This window comes from Bacillus sp. AP50, assembly GCF_040492675.1.
In the GTDB taxonomy this organism is placed as follows: Bacteria; Bacillota; Bacilli; order Bacillales; family Bacillaceae_G; genus Bacillus_A; species Bacillus_A cereus.
Genome location: NZ_JBEUTW010000040.1, coordinates 1 through 14215, shown reverse-complemented (window position 1 = coordinate 14215; position 14215 = coordinate 1). Strand labels below are relative to the sequence as shown.

The window sequence follows — 14215 nt, the reverse complement described above, 5'->3', positions numbered from 1 at the left end:
TATTTCATAATTGAAAAGGCTATACTACAATTAGTCTTCGCGTTTTTTCACTTTTTTATAAAAGGAAATGATTGGTTTGTAGCGTTCATGTACAAGCCCGATTATTTCAGCGATGATTTCTGTGAAGAAAATCAAAGCGAAAAGAAGAATAATGGATAACCATAACGTTGCACTAGTGAAAATAATGGCATTTACACTAAAGAAAATACCGAATGCGTATATAATTAGTACCGTTTTGCGATGAGAGAATCCCATTGCAAGTAAGCGGTGATGTAAATGTGATTTATCTGGTGCTGAAATAGGTTTTTTATTTACGATACGACGGATGATTGCAAATATCGTATCAAATATAGGTACACCTAAAATGATAATTGGAACGATAAAACTGAATAACGTTACACTTTTGTATAATCCAAGTAACGATATAACAGAAATACAGTATCCTAAAAATAGGGCTCCTGTATCTCCCATGAAAATTTTTGCTGGATGGAAGTTGTAGAATAAAAATCCAATTGTACTTGCTAATATAATTAATGCAAGTGGCAAGATAATAGCTGTTCCAGTACCCCATGGGCTAGTGAAGGCCATATATGCTAGCGTTGCAAGTACGATAGATGAAATCCCAGCAGATAATCCATCTAAGCCGTCAATTAAGTTGATTGCATTCGTAATACCTACAAGCCAAAATACTGTAATTGGATAAGCAAGCCATCCAAGTTCAGTATCCCCAAGGAATGGGATATATAATACTTGCACTAATAATCCACTTTTTACAATCATAATGGCAACTAACAGTTGCCCACCGAATTTTACTCTCGCAGATAACTCGTACATATCATCTAAAATTCCGATGATTACAATGATAATCGCACCTAGCGTTATCGATAACATTCTTTGTTCATATAAGCCGCCGACAACAAATCCTACAGCTACACCAATAAATATTGCCAACCCGCCAAGACGTGGCATAATCTTTTGGTGCACTTTACGTGCGTTTGGCTTATCTGTCGCTCCTATTTTAAAAGCTAATTTAATAACTAAAGGAGTAACGACGAGTACAGTGATGAATGATGCCAAAATGGCATAAATCACTTGTGAGTCCATTAATACCCCACCCTTTATAGTCTAACGTAATTTTTTTTTGAAAATATATTTATCTGAAAATTATGATGTTTATTTACAGGCTCATAACATATGGTATCACAAAAAGATTAGAATTCAATCTTTTTTTCTTTTTACGGTTAATGGAAGCGGATAGAATATATGACAATTGTATATAGAATGTTGAATCATATAAGAAGGTTAATCGTACTGGGCTTTGGAATGTAACATTTCCTCTTTTTCTTCAATAGTGAATACTTTTATTTCAGTATTATAAGTGTTACACGTAGAAATGAGTAAGTTTCGTGTTAAAATGTGGGAATTTATCAAGCGTGAACTGGCAGCCGGATTCTCACTGATTAAGTTTTACTTTATAGTGCATTTAATTTTACAAAAACTTTAAAAAAAATAAGGGAAGTAATTCATATAATGAAGAAGGAAAAGGGTTTTCTCATTTTTAATATGAGAGGGGGAAGCACAGGAAGAGTTCTATATTTCATATCTTTTCTATTGTAAATTCCTGTGCGAAAAGGAAATGAAAATTACGATAGTAGGTACTGGATATGTTGGATTGATTACAGGAGTAGGATTGGCAAAATTAGGGCATTCAGTTACATGTTTTGATATAGATGATGAAAAAATTGAACGGATAAAACAAGGGGATTTACCTATTTATGAGGCAAGATTACATGAATTAATAAATTATGCATATGAGAATAATGCTTTAACTTTTACATCAAATAAAGAAGAGGCATTTGATGATGTAGAGTTTATATTTATTGCAGTTGGAACACCACCTTTATTAGATGGGACGGCAGATTTAACGTATATTCAGAGTGCTTGTAACGATATTGGATTATATGCGACGAACGATATTATTGTTGTTACGAAAAGTACAGTTCCAGTAGGCACAAATGATGTAATGAAGGGATGGATTGAGGAGAAGTTAAAAGGGAGGCATACAGTACATATCGTATCGAATCCAGAGTTTTTGCGTGAGGGTTCAGGTATTTATGATTTCTTTCATGGAGATCGTATTGTAATTGGAGCGGATATTAAGGAAGTAGCAAGAAGAGTAGAGAGTTTGTATAGTCAATTATGCTTAGAAACGTATGTTACAGATATTAAAAGTGCGGAGATGATTAAATACGCGTCGAACGCCTTTTTAGCTACAAAGATTAGTTTCATTAATGAAATTTCAAATATATGTGAGAAGGTAGGCGCGAATGTATTGGATGTTGCCAAAGGGATGGGAATGGATAAGAGAATCGGTGCATCTTTTTTAAATGCGGGCATTGGCTATGGAGGATCGTGTTTTCCGAAAGATACGAAAGCGCTGGTGCAAATTGCGGGAAATGTTGCTCATGATTTTCGTTTGTTAAAAGCAGTTATTGAAGTAAATAATAAGCAACAGCTGCTATTGATTGAAAAAGCGAAAAAAGTTATGAACATGAATAAAAAGCGAATTGCAGTTCTTGGCGCATCCTTTAAACCGAATACGGATGATATTAGAGAGGCATCATCTCTTATTATAATAGAAGCATTAATTAATATAGGTGCAAATATTGTTCTTTATGACCCAAAAGCAATTCAATATGTAAAGAATATATTTGGAGATGCTATACAATATAGTAGATGTATAGATGAATCGATTAGAGATGCGAGTGCGGTTTTTATCGTAACAGAATGGGGAGATATTCAAACTTATCCGTTAGAAAAGTACGTACAACTTATGAGGGAGCCTATTTTATTTGATGGGAGAAATTGTTATACTGATGAAGATGTTAAGAAACAAAAGATAGATTATTACTCGGTGGGAAGAAAAAGTATTTGTAATAGAAAAGTTTCTGTTATGCGTTAAAAAGGGATGTACTCATGCATATTTTTATATGTCATAATAGAAGCTGTAATTAGTGAAAGAAAAGAGGCAATCACATGACTGAACGTTTAAAAGTAATGACAATTTTCGGGACACGTCCAGAAGCAATTAAAATGGCACCTCTTGTATTAGAGTTGCAAAAACACCCAGAAAAAATTGAATCGATTGTGACTGTAACAGCACAACATCGCCAAATGTTAGATCAAGTATTAAGTATCTTTGGAATTACGCCAGATTTCGATTTAAATATTATGAAAGACCGCCAAACTTTAATTGATGTTACAACGCGTGGTTTAGAAGGTTTGGATAAAGTAATGAAAGAAGCGAAGCCGGATATTGTACTTGTACATGGTGATACAACAACAACATTTATTGCAAGTTTAGCTGCTTTTTATAATCAAATTCCAGTAGGGCATGTTGAAGCGGGCCTTCGTACATGGGATAAGTATTCTCCATACCCAGAAGAGATGAATCGTCAATTAACAGGTGTAATGGCGGATCTCCATTTCTCACCGACAGCAAAATCAGCAACGAACTTACAGAAGGAAAATAAAGATGAGTCACGTATTTTCATTACAGGAAATACAGCGATTGACGCGCTACAAACGACTGTAAAAGAAACATATAGTCATCCTGTACTAGAGAAACTTGGAAATGATCGTCTTGTACTTATGACAGCTCACCGCCGTGAAAACTTAGGTGAACCGATGCGTAATATGTTCCGTGCAATTAAGCGTCTTGTTGACAAACATGAAGATGTACAAGTTGTGTACCCTGTTCATATGAACCCTGTTGTTCGTGAAATAGCAAATGAAATTTTAGGTGAACATAACCGTATTCATTTAATTGAGCCGCTAGATGTAATTGATTTCCACAATGTTGCAGCTCGTTCATACTTAATGTTAACGGATTCTGGTGGTGTACAAGAAGAAGCTCCATCACTTGGTGTACCAGTTCTTGTTCTTCGTGATACAACAGAGCGCCCTGAAGGTATTGAAGCAGGTACGCTGAAATTAGCAGGAACAGACGAAGAGACAATCTTTGGTCTTGCTGATGAGCTGTTATCAGATAAAGAAGCTCATGATAAGATGGCGAAAGCATCTAACCCTTACGGTGATGGTCGTGCATCAGAGCGTATTGTAGAAGCAATTTTACAGCACTTTAATAAGTAAATAAAAAAGGCCCAATCGCATAGATTGGGCCTTTTTGTTACGGCTGATTGCGCATAATCCACTCTGCATGAGCATTTGTAGAAGGTGGCGGATCAGTTGGTGTTTTATTTTGGTTTGTTGCTTTTTTTGTTTGTTCGTTAGAATTAGAATTTGAATCAGGACTTGAGTTGTTTTTTGTAGTTGGTTTTTTTGCTTTTTCTCCTAATTCTTTTTCAATTTCGTTACGCACCGTTTCTACACTGATTGGATCTGGAAGGAAGTAATAAATACCGCCTATCTTTTTGTCTTCGCCTTCAAGCTTTAACGTTTGCATTGTAGAAGGATCAAATCCAGAAAGTTTATTGTAAAGAGCAAGTCCGTCTGAAATAGGAATGTCGGTTTTTATATATTTTCCAACGACAGCTGTTAAATCTTTAATTTTAAATACAGTAGAGGTGGAGTTTAGCTTTTGGGCAACAGCGGCCAGTAATTGTCTTTGTCTAGCAGCTCGACCATAATCGCCATTTGGATCTTGCTTTCGCATACGGACATAAGCAAGTGCTTCTTCACCGTTTAAGTTTTGCTGTCCTTGCTTAAATTGAATTTTTTTGTAGTAATCCACGTCAGAGCGCTCCCAGAAATCGAAGGGTACGTCAACGGTAACACCGCCAACAGCATCAACGATACCTTTAAAGCCTTGGAAATCAATTTTAATATAATGGTCTACAGGAACTTTTAGAAAACCTTCTACAGTTTTGATTGCCATTTCCTCTCCACCGTAAGCATGGGCGGCATTAATTTTGTCTTCTTTTCCCTTTCCGACAATCGGAACGCGGCTATCACGAGGAATGCTCATAAGCGAAATCTTTTTAGTTTTCGGATTGACTGTTGCAAACATTAATGAGTCTGTACGACCATTTTGACCATCTGTCGCATAATCTTCTATACCCATAATGAGAATTGTAAAAGGTTCCTTTGTAATTTCTACATCTTCGTTTCTTAAATCCGATTTTTCACGAGTAAAACCACTATACATCCCCATAAGAGAAGAGTAAGAATTTAACACATAAACTCCTATACTGCCAAATAAAAATGCGAAAATAAGGAAGAAGAAAAGTTTCCTTCTTCGCTTCTTTTTTATTCTGCTATTTTGGAGATGATAATAACGTTCTTCCATATATAATCTCCTTAGTTCGTTAGTTCATTTGTAGGGAAGTAATTCACTACATTAATCTTTGAAGGTGATAAATGGGTTATTCTTAGATAACATCTTGTTCTAAGTACAACATATCTCCTTCTGTAATTGTACATTTCCCGTTTGTTAATTCAATCATCCAATCTGTAAATGCTTGTTTGCCGTCTTCTTCTACATACGTATCAAATGTGACATTTTCTAGATAATGAATATCTTTAATGGCATATTTTGAATTGCGTAATTCATTTTCCACTTTGCCAAGTAATGTGTAATCAATCTCGGTTTGCATCACACGCATTAGTTTTCGCTGGACAACACCGACATGATTAATGCCTTCGCTTGTACACTTTCCATATGCACGAATTAATCCACCTGCGCCAAGTTTAATGCCACCAAAATAGCGTGTTACGACGACGACGGTATCTTTTAGTCCGCGTTTTTTTAGTACCTCTAACATTGGTACGCCAGCTGTACCGCTAGGCTCACCGTCATCATTTGCCTTTTGAATATGATCTTGTTCGCCAATTAAATAAGCGGAACAATTATGTGTTGCATTCCAATGTTGTTTTTTTATTTTTTGTATAAATTCTTGAGCCTCTTCCTCAGTTGTTGCTCGGCTAATATAACAAATAAATCTTGATTTTTGAATGACGATTTCGTGTTCGCCGTAGTCTTTGATTGTAAAATATTGTAATAGCACTTGTGTACGCCCCTATCTATCAAAATGACTAGTACTTTCCATTTTAAAAGCGAGCCTTTTTATATTCAAACATTTTTTCTAAATATGCTGAAGTTTTTGGTGAGTATTTTATCTTTTTGTTGTAATTTGTCGAGATGGTAGGTATAATTTCAACCGGCATTTTCATGTATGGATGCACCATTTGTAGTTTTCGTGTAAAATTAGGAAATAAAACTTTTTATAAGGCAGGTACGAAAATGAAAATAGCTATTGTTACTGATAGTACGGCATATATACCGAAGCAAATTCGTGATGAACTCAATATATATATGATTCCATTAAACGTTGTGTTTGGAACAGAATCTTATCAAGAAGAAGCTGAAATTTCAGCAGATGATTTTTATGTGAAAGTACGTGAACAAGAGGAACTTCCAAAAACTTCTCAACCAGCAATCGGAAAGTTTGTTGAGCTATATGAAGAACTAGCTAAAGATTATGATGCAGTTATTAGTATTCACCTATCAAGTGGAATTAGTGGTACATATCAAACATCAACAACAGCTGGACAGATGGTAGAAGGTATTGATGTATACACGTATGACTCTGAAATTAGTTGTGAAGTACAAGGATTTTATGTGCGTGAAGGTGCAAAGTTAGCAAGTGAAGGAAAGAATCCAAAAGAGATTATCGCTCGTTTTGATGAAATGAAGAAAACGATGGACGCCTATTTTGTAGTTGATGATTTACATCATTTACAACGTGGTGGTCGATTAAATAGCGCGCAAGCTTTCATCGGCAGTCTGTTACAAGTGAAGCCAGTTTTATATTTTAGAGATAAAATCATTATTCCGTTTGAAAAGATTCGTACACGTAAAAAAGCATTAAAACGTATCATTGAAATTTTTGATGAGCAAGCAAGTAAAGGTGTACCTATGGAAGCAGTTATCATTCATGCGCAACGTGAAGAGGAAGCGCATGAATGGAAGAAAGAATTAGAAGCAAAATATCCTCACGTCACAATTCGTACAGGTTATTTTGGAGCTGTAATTGGTACGCACTTAGGTGAAGGTGCATTAGGTCTTGGATGGTATACGAAGTAATAAAGATATAAAAAGCTCTCTTTTTAAGAGGGTTTTTTTACGGGTATGTTACGTTTAGTTGACAAGTTAATATTTGGAAATGGTAAAATGTACGTAAAATAAAATAATGAGGAAAGTTTTATAACTTACTTTTTACAAGAAACTATATTATAATGGAGGAGAGGTGAAACATATGGAGCATAATTCTTGTTTATGTCCAAAGTTTGAGTCAGCTTTTACTCTGCTTAGTAAGAAGTGGACTGGCTTAATTATTAAATCTTTGCTTGAAGAGTCGAAACGTTTTAGAGAAATCGCAGATATTATCCCAAATATGAGCGATCGTATGTTGTCAGAGCGTTTGAAGGAATTGGAAAGCGAGGGCATTGTAGTTCGTAATGTCTATCCAGAAGTACCAGTTCGAATCGAGTATGGCTTAACTGACAAGGGAAAAGCGTTAGAAAGTGTTATGGATGAGGTCCAAAATTGGGCTGAGAAATGGATGAAGTAGTATTTCATTTGTATTCGTATATTTAATAAAACGTAAGGGATTCCTTACGTTTTTTCTTTGTTTATAGAAGTGAGAAAAGTATATAAATTTCTACACATACATACAAAAATATACGCATTTTGCGCTAGAGCTACATATAATATTACATTTGTTTTACAAAAACGTAACATTAGCAAAAAAAATCCCGAATTATGGTATAAATTTTATAGGTTATATACGGAAAAAGAAAAAAGAAAGCGGTGTAAAAAATAAAATGAAAAAGCTAAAAATGGCATCTTGTGCATTAGTTGCAGGATTAATGTTTTCTGGGCTAACACCAAATGTATTTGCAGAAGATAAAATTTCTGACGTGAAATCACAAATTAACACACAAAATGACACTTTACATAAACAACAACAAGAACGTGATGAATTACAAAAGCAAATGAATGACTTAAACAAAACAATTCAAGGTTTAGATAAATCTGTTCAAGAGAATGCTGCAAAGCTTGATGAAACAATGAAAAAAGTTGCTGATACTGAGCAATTAATTGAAAAGAAAAATAAAGATATTGCAGAATTACAAACAAAGATTGCAAAACGTGAAGAGCTATTAAGAAAGCGTTTAGTTGCACTTCAAGAACAACCAAATACGAACGTTGTAACAGAAGTTCTTGTAAACTCTAAAAACGTTGCAGATTTAGTTGATCGTTTAACTTCTGTTTCTAAAATTCTTGAGTCTGATGAAGATATCATGAAAACACAACAAGAAGACCAAGCTAGTGTGAAAAAAGATGTTGCAACGGTAAAAGAAAAACAAAAAGAATTAAAAGAAGCACAAGCTCAAATTGAAACTGCTAAGAAAGAACTTGACGCTGAAAAAGAGAAAAAAGCAACAGCGGTAAACGATTTAAGCGGTAAAATGGATACAGTTGTAACTTCAATGACAAGTACGGAAGGTCAATTGAAAGAGCTTGAGAAACAAGCATTACAATTACAACGCATTGCCGAAGAAGAAGCACAAGCAAAAGCTGCACAAGAAGCTGCTGCTCAAAAACAAGCAGAGCAAGCTGCTAAAGCTGCGCAAGCTCAGCCAGCACAAGCATCTGCAGAGCAAGCTGCACCAGCAAACAATGGTGGACAAGCTCAAAAAGAAGAGCCTAAAAAAGAAGAACCTAAAAAGGAAGAGCCTAAAAAAGAGGCACCTAAAGCAGAAAAGAAAACACCAGAGCAAAACCCAGCACCAACTCCACCGGATACTGGCGTAATTGGTAAAGCTAAGCAATATTTAGGTAAGCCATATGTTTGGGGAAGTGCATCTCCATCAAACGGTGGTTTTGACTGTAGTGGATTCATTTCTTACATCTTTGGTGTAGGTCGTCAAGACGTTAGGGGTTACTGGAACTCAGTTTCTAAAGTAGATAGCCCACAACCAGGAGACTTAGTATTCTTCCAAGGTACTTATAAAGCAGGTCCATCTCACATCGGTATTTACGTTGGTAATGGCCAAATGATCCATGCTAGTGATAAAGGAATTGCGTACGGTGATATTAACAGTTCGTATAACCAAAAACATTTCTTAGGATACGGTCGATTCTAGGATTTATAAAAGAATAAAAAACGTGTATAAAGTCGATAGCTTACTATTTTATAAGTAGGTTATCGGCTTTTTTGAGTTTTTACGAGATGATGAGAAAGGTTTATAGTAGTGCTGGAGGTGATTGTTGATGCTAGCGGGGAAACAGTTGCTATTAGAAGAACTTTCTTCAGATTTACAGAGGGAATTAAACGATTTGAAAAAGAAGGGAGAGATCGTATGTGTACAAGGTGTAAAAAAGAAGAATTCTAAATATATGTGCCAACGCTGCGGAAATGTAGATCGGCGGCTATTTGCGTCGTTTTTATGTAAAAGGTGCAGTAAAGTGTGCGCATATTGCCGGAAGTGTATAACGATGGGGAGAGTAAGTGAATGTGCTGTACTTGTTCGCGGGATTGCTGAAAGAAAGAGAGAAAAGAATTCAAATTTGTTACAGTGGAACGGGACGTTGTCTACTGGCCAGAATTTGGCGGCGCAAGGAGTTATAGAGGCTATTAAGCAAAAAGAATCATTTTTTATTTGGGCTGTATGCGGGGCTGGGAAAACAGAGATGTTGTTTTACGGAATTAACGAAGCGCTTCAAAAAGGAGAAAGAGTTTGTATCGCAACGCCGAGAACGGATGTTGTTCTGGAATTAGCGCCGAGATTGCAAGAAGTATTTCCATATATAAAGGTAGCGGCTTTATATGGAGGGAGTGTGGATAAAGAAAAAGATGCAGTACTAGTCGTTGCGACTACGCATCAATTATTACGTTATTATAGGGCGTTTCATGTCATGGTTGTAGATGAGATAGATGCGTTTCCATATTGTGCAGATCAAATGTTACAGTACGCGGTAAAACAAGCGATGAAAGAAAAAGCGGCGCGTATTTATTTAACTGCGACTCCAGATGAAACGTGGAAGCGAAAACTTAAACAAGGTAAACAAAAAGGTGTTATTGTTTCTGGACGATATCATCGTCATCCTTTGCCAGTTCCTTTATTTTGTTGGTGCGGGAATTGGAAAAAAAACCTCATTCATAAAAGAATTCCTCGAGTTTTACTACAGTGGTTACAAACATACTTAAATAAAAAATTCCCTATTTTTTTATTCGTCCCCCATGTGCGATATATAGAAGAAATAAGCTTGTTGTTAAAACCATTAAACAATCGAATTGAAGGTGTACATGCAGAAGATCCAGGGAGAAAAGAAAAAGTAGCGGCTTTCAAAAAGGGAGAAATCCCATTATTAGTTACAACGACAATTTTAGAGCGAGGCGTAACGGTGAAAAATTTGCAAGTCGCAGTTTTGGGGGCGGAAGAAGAAATATTTTCAGAAAGTGCGCTCGTACAAATTGCGGGCCGAGCAGGGCGGAGCTTTGAAGCACCGTATGGAGAGGTCATTTATTTTCACTATGGCAAGACAGAGGCGATGGTGCGCGCGAAAAAACATATTCAAGGTATGAATAAAAATGCGAAAGAACAAGGATTGATCGATTAATGCATTGTTTACTTTGTGATGAGTGTTTTGTAGAAAAGATTAGTTGGTACACTTTTTTTGTAAAGTGTCATAGAAAATATATATGTGATAGATGTGAGCAGAAACTTTCCTATATTATAGGAGAAATTTGCATGGAGTGCGGGCGACCTTTAGAATTTGTTCCTGCCGCATTTCAAGAAGACGGTATTTGTATAGATTGTATAAGGTGGACGAAAGAGGAGAAGTATCGTTCTTTTAAAAACCGTTCGTTATATATGTATGATGATGAGATGAAAGAAATAGTAGCACAGTTTAAGTTTCGGGGGGATGCGGAGTTAGTGCACATTTTTTATCGTCCTTTTCGAAGTTTATTTCAAAAGTATTTTGCCAATGTTTCAACCGTTATCGCTGTTCCGCTTAGTAAGGAAAGGGAAATTGAACGTGGTTTTAATCAAGCTGAGTTATTAGCAACTTGTTTGCCTGTCAAAATTTCTTATCCATCATTAAGAAGAAGGGAAACAGAAAAGCAAAGTAAGAAGACACGTAAAGAAAGGGTGTCAGGAAGCAATCCTTTTTATTTTCAGGGAGAAGAGATGTTTTCTGAGCAACATATTTTACTCGTTGATGACGTGTATACGACAGGGATTACAGTTAGGCAAATCGGAAGTTTGTTATATGAAAGAGGGGCAAGAGAAGTATCTAGTTTGACACTTTGTAGAAGTTAATATGGCAGTGTCGAAAGGGATAATAAAAAGGCGATAAGTCTTCTTTGACTTCATATGTTGTCATTCGTTATAGTCAAAATATGGGGCGAATGCCCTGATTTTTAGAGTGAAGGGAATGGAATGAACATGCAAGGAAGAGTGAAATGGTTCAATGCAGAAAAGGGATTTGGGTTTATTGAGCGTGAAGATGGTGACGATGTATTTGTCCATTTTTCTGCTATTCAACAAGATGGATATAAGTCATTAGAAGAAGGGCAACAAGTAGAGTTTGACATTGTAGATGGAGCACGTGGACCACAAGCAGCTAATGTTGTGAAACTGTAGGGTATATTGTTTTTGGAAGAGAAAGCTGCGTTTGTGGCAACGTTATATATATGTAGTAGAACCTCTTGTTTTTCGCAAGGGGTTTTTGTTATAGGGTAAGTTGTCAAAAAGTTGTTTCTTTTCTGTAACGAATTGTCCACAGAAACATTCGTTATTCACGATGTTAATAGGATAAAATAAAGATAGAAACGATGCATCTTTTCATTTCAACAAAAAACGATAAAAAAATTGCAATTCCACTAATTTTTTTAAAAAAGTTAGAAGGAGTTTTTAAGCCAATGTCGAAATTATAATACATAGGCTTGAAAGGAGGAATTCATCTATGAAATTCAACATTCGTGGTGAAAATATTGAAGTAACTCCAGCATTAAAGGAATATGTAGAGAAAAAACTAAGTAAGTTAGAGCGTTATTTTGATACATTCCCAGAGATTAAAGTTAATTTAAAAGTATACTCTGACAAGCAACGTGTCGAGGTAACAATACCATTTACTGATTTATTACTTCGTGCAGAAGAAACTAATAGCGATATGTACGCTGCTATCGATTTAGTAGTTGATAAAATTGAGCGACAAATTCGTAAACATAAAACAAAAGTAAATCGTAAGTTACGTGAGAAAGGTTCTATGAAAACGAACTTTATCCTTCCAGAAGCAGTAGCTGTTTTGGATGAGGTAGAAGAAGATGAATTAGAACTTGTACGTACAAAACGATTCGATTTAAAACCGATGGACGTTGAAGAGGCAATCCTACAAATGGATATGCTAGGACATAATTTCTTCGTCTTCACAAATGCTGATACAAACGAAACTAATGTTGTATATGGCCGTAAAGATGGGAAATACGGTTTAATCGAAACTAAATAATAATTCGAAAGCGCAGCCGAAATGGCTGCGCTTTTTTTGTATTTTTCGCAGCAAGGTTAAAAAAGTTTTATAAGTAGCCGATTTCATTAAGAAGTGATTTTTAGGCGGTATTTCCTCAAAACAGCAGGAGAAAATTCGAAACTTAGAGAGGTGAGTTACTCTTTATTATTTGGAACAAGCATAGGAATGTAGCTACCTTTACAAGTAATTATTTGCTAGGGATATAGTATTGTTTTTAAAAATTTAACGAAATGTTCGCAAGTGTAAAAGTAATATTAAATATTCTGAAATCCATTGAAGGTGTGTTGAGGTGTTGTTACCATAATATTGTATTATATTGATTTTGTTCCTTCAGTGGAAAAATACAATCAATATAATGCTACAAATTATCGGAGGTGCTTTTAGTGGGCATTAAGAAAAAAAGTCGTTTTATGTTTGGATCTGTTTTATCGTTAGGTATTTTAGCTAGTACTTTCGCTTTAACCGAACCGGCTAAGGCTAGTACAAGGGATGACCATGTGAATTTTACCTTTAGACTTTGGAGTCCATATGATTATACTAATGCACGTCCTAAAGAGACGCCTACCTCTATGTATATGCGTGTGAAGAGCAGTGAGAAGGGCGGAGGTTCTTTCAATGTTTGGACAGAAGCAGATAAAAATAAAAATGCAGAAGATAGAAAATGGGTAAATGTTTCAGGTAAGCATGAAGGAACAGTGATACCAGGTAGAACATATCTTTTTCAAAATTATGCATATGAAAACCATGGGAAAAATGTGCCTGTGAGATTTGGTGGTTATTCTAGAGAAAATAATGCTTATCCTACTGCTTGGAGTCCTGATAGTGTAAGACCTAGTGGACCTTACATTGAATATTGATTTAGAAATTATAAATTGAAATTATTTATTTTATAGTGCTAGAAAAAGTCGTATAGTTTCAAATCCGGATTATACGACTTTTCCTGCTATTTCATTTTTAAAATAGGAGGAGCTGTAATGAGGTTTATTTCAAAATATATTTTAGTTTGTTTTTTTATATTGAGTATTAGTTTCTTAGTTTCTTGTCAAAAGAAAGTAGATGAACCTATTGTACATATTGAAGATACTTTAACGGAAAAAGATAATTTGAAAAGTATTGAATTAAAAGGAATTAACAAAAATACTATTTTTGAACAAGTGTTTTTGGAAAGTGAAAATGGTGATGATTTCTTTCAAGGACAAATAGAAAAAAATGATAGTTTAATAGAGGATAAGCTTTCAAATAAAAAATTGAAATTAGGAGTTATACCAGAAAATTATTATGTTTTTTTGACGGGTGTTACGAATAAGAAAAAACCAACGTATCTCTTGGGACGGATTGAACAAACTGATGGAGAAGTAATTCAGTGGAAACAAGAAGTTAAGAGTGTAAAAAGAAAAGGCACAAATGATGTTTATCAGTATGAAGTTGAGTTTCCTAAATTTGAAGGAGAGAGAGCAAATGTTTCTTTTCGTTACATTTGGTTAAATAAAGAAAAGAAATGTTATGGTGTTGCGGATCAATTGTTCATATTAAAAAAGATTTAAATTTAATGGTTTATGGAGGAGCTATAGATGAGTTACTTTTTAGGAAGGATTTTAAAAGGTAGGATGTTTTGGTTGTCTTTATTTATTATGTTAGTAATTGTTATTGCTC

Annotated in this window: 14 protein-coding genes; 11 read left to right on the top strand and 3 right to left on the bottom strand. The window is 35.2% G+C overall.

Going from position 1 to position 14215, the window contains the following annotated elements; translation table 11 throughout:
• Positions 1–30: 30 nt before the first annotated feature.
• Positions 31–1104, bottom strand: coding sequence for a glycosyltransferase family 4 protein (locus ABWK52_RS05095; RefSeq protein ID WP_000378319.1), 1074 nt, complete (start codon positions 1102–1104; stop codon positions 31–33).
• 532 nt (positions 1105–1636) lie between these two features.
• Between ABWK52_RS05095 and ABWK52_RS05090 the strand changes: the two genes are divergently transcribed.
• Together ABWK52_RS05090 and wecB are read left to right on the top strand one after the other, a co-directional pair.
• On the top strand, positions 1637–2962 hold the full coding sequence (locus ABWK52_RS05090) for a UDP-glucose dehydrogenase family protein (RefSeq protein ID WP_076774596.1): 1326 nt from the start codon (positions 1637–1639) through the stop codon (positions 2960–2962).
• 74 nt (positions 2963–3036) lie between these two features.
• Positions 3037–4152: a non-hydrolyzing UDP-N-acetylglucosamine 2-epimerase gene (gene wecB, locus ABWK52_RS05085; protein ID WP_000140145.1), complete on the top strand. Its 1116-nt coding sequence runs from the start codon at positions 3037–3039 to the stop codon at positions 4150–4152.
• A gap of 37 nt (positions 4153–4189) precedes the next feature.
• Here wecB and ABWK52_RS05080 read toward each other — a convergent pair whose 3' ends face one another.
• Together ABWK52_RS05080 and ABWK52_RS05075 are read right to left on the bottom strand one after the other, a co-directional pair.
• Positions 4190–5308, bottom strand: coding sequence for an LCP family protein (locus tag ABWK52_RS05080; RefSeq protein WP_000392785.1), 1119 nt, complete (start codon positions 5306–5308; stop codon positions 4190–4192).
• 82 nt (positions 5309–5390) lie between these two features.
• On the bottom strand, positions 5391–6026 hold the full coding sequence (locus ABWK52_RS05075; RefSeq protein WP_000926665.1) for a YigZ family protein: 636 nt from the start codon (positions 6024–6026) through the stop codon (positions 5391–5393).
• A gap of 236 nt (positions 6027–6262) precedes the next feature.
• Between ABWK52_RS05075 and ABWK52_RS05070 the strand changes: the two genes are divergently transcribed.
• The 9 genes from ABWK52_RS05070 to ABWK52_RS05030 all read left to right on the top strand — a co-directional run bounded on the left by ABWK52_RS05070 (position 6263) and on the right by ABWK52_RS05030 (position 14106).
• Complete coding sequence (locus tag ABWK52_RS05070) at positions 6263–7105, top strand: DegV family protein (RefSeq protein WP_002103834.1); 843 nt, start codon at positions 6263–6265, stop codon at positions 7103–7105.
• A 172-nt stretch (positions 7106–7277) separates the two neighbouring features.
• Complete coding sequence (locus ABWK52_RS05065) at positions 7278–7592, top strand: winged helix-turn-helix transcriptional regulator (protein WP_000400857.1); 315 nt, start codon at positions 7278–7280, stop codon at positions 7590–7592.
• A gap of 148 nt (positions 7593–7740) precedes the next feature.
• Complete coding sequence (locus ABWK52_RS05060) at positions 7741–9171, top strand: C40 family peptidase (protein ID WP_000499471.1); 1431 nt, start codon at positions 7741–7743, stop codon at positions 9169–9171.
• A gap of 127 nt (positions 9172–9298) precedes the next feature.
• On the top strand, positions 9299–10648 hold the full coding sequence (gene comFA / locus ABWK52_RS05055; RefSeq protein ID WP_070184465.1) for an ATP-dependent helicase ComFA: 1350 nt from the start codon (positions 9299–9301) through the stop codon (positions 10646–10648).
• Entirely contained in the window at positions 10648–11352 is a 705-nt protein-coding gene (locus ABWK52_RS05050) for a ComF family protein (RefSeq protein ID WP_016100030.1), read from the top strand. The genes comFA and ABWK52_RS05050 overlap by 1 nt, the downstream gene beginning before the upstream one ends.
• A 126-nt stretch (positions 11353–11478) precedes the next feature.
• On the top strand, positions 11479–11676 hold the full coding sequence (cspC, locus tag ABWK52_RS05045; RefSeq protein ID WP_001990088.1) for a cold shock protein CspC: 198 nt from the start codon (positions 11479–11481) through the stop codon (positions 11674–11676).
• 322 nt (positions 11677–11998) lie between these two features.
• Positions 11999–12541, top strand: coding sequence for a ribosome hibernation-promoting factor, HPF/YfiA family (hpf, locus tag ABWK52_RS05040; RefSeq protein ID WP_000671186.1), 543 nt, complete (start codon positions 11999–12001; stop codon positions 12539–12541).
• A 404-nt stretch (positions 12542–12945) separates the two neighbouring features.
• Positions 12946–13419 carry a hypothetical protein gene (locus tag ABWK52_RS05035; RefSeq protein WP_000511548.1) on the top strand — a complete coding sequence of 158 codons (474 nt, stop codon included), beginning with the start codon at positions 12946–12948 and terminating at the stop codon, positions 13417–13419.
• 117 nt (positions 13420–13536) lie between these two features.
• The gene (locus ABWK52_RS05030; RefSeq protein WP_001211058.1) at positions 13537–14106 is read left to right on the top strand and encodes a hypothetical protein; all 570 of its coding nucleotides are present in this window, start codon (positions 13537–13539) and stop codon (positions 14104–14106) included.
• Positions 14107–14215: the final 109 nt, after the last annotated feature.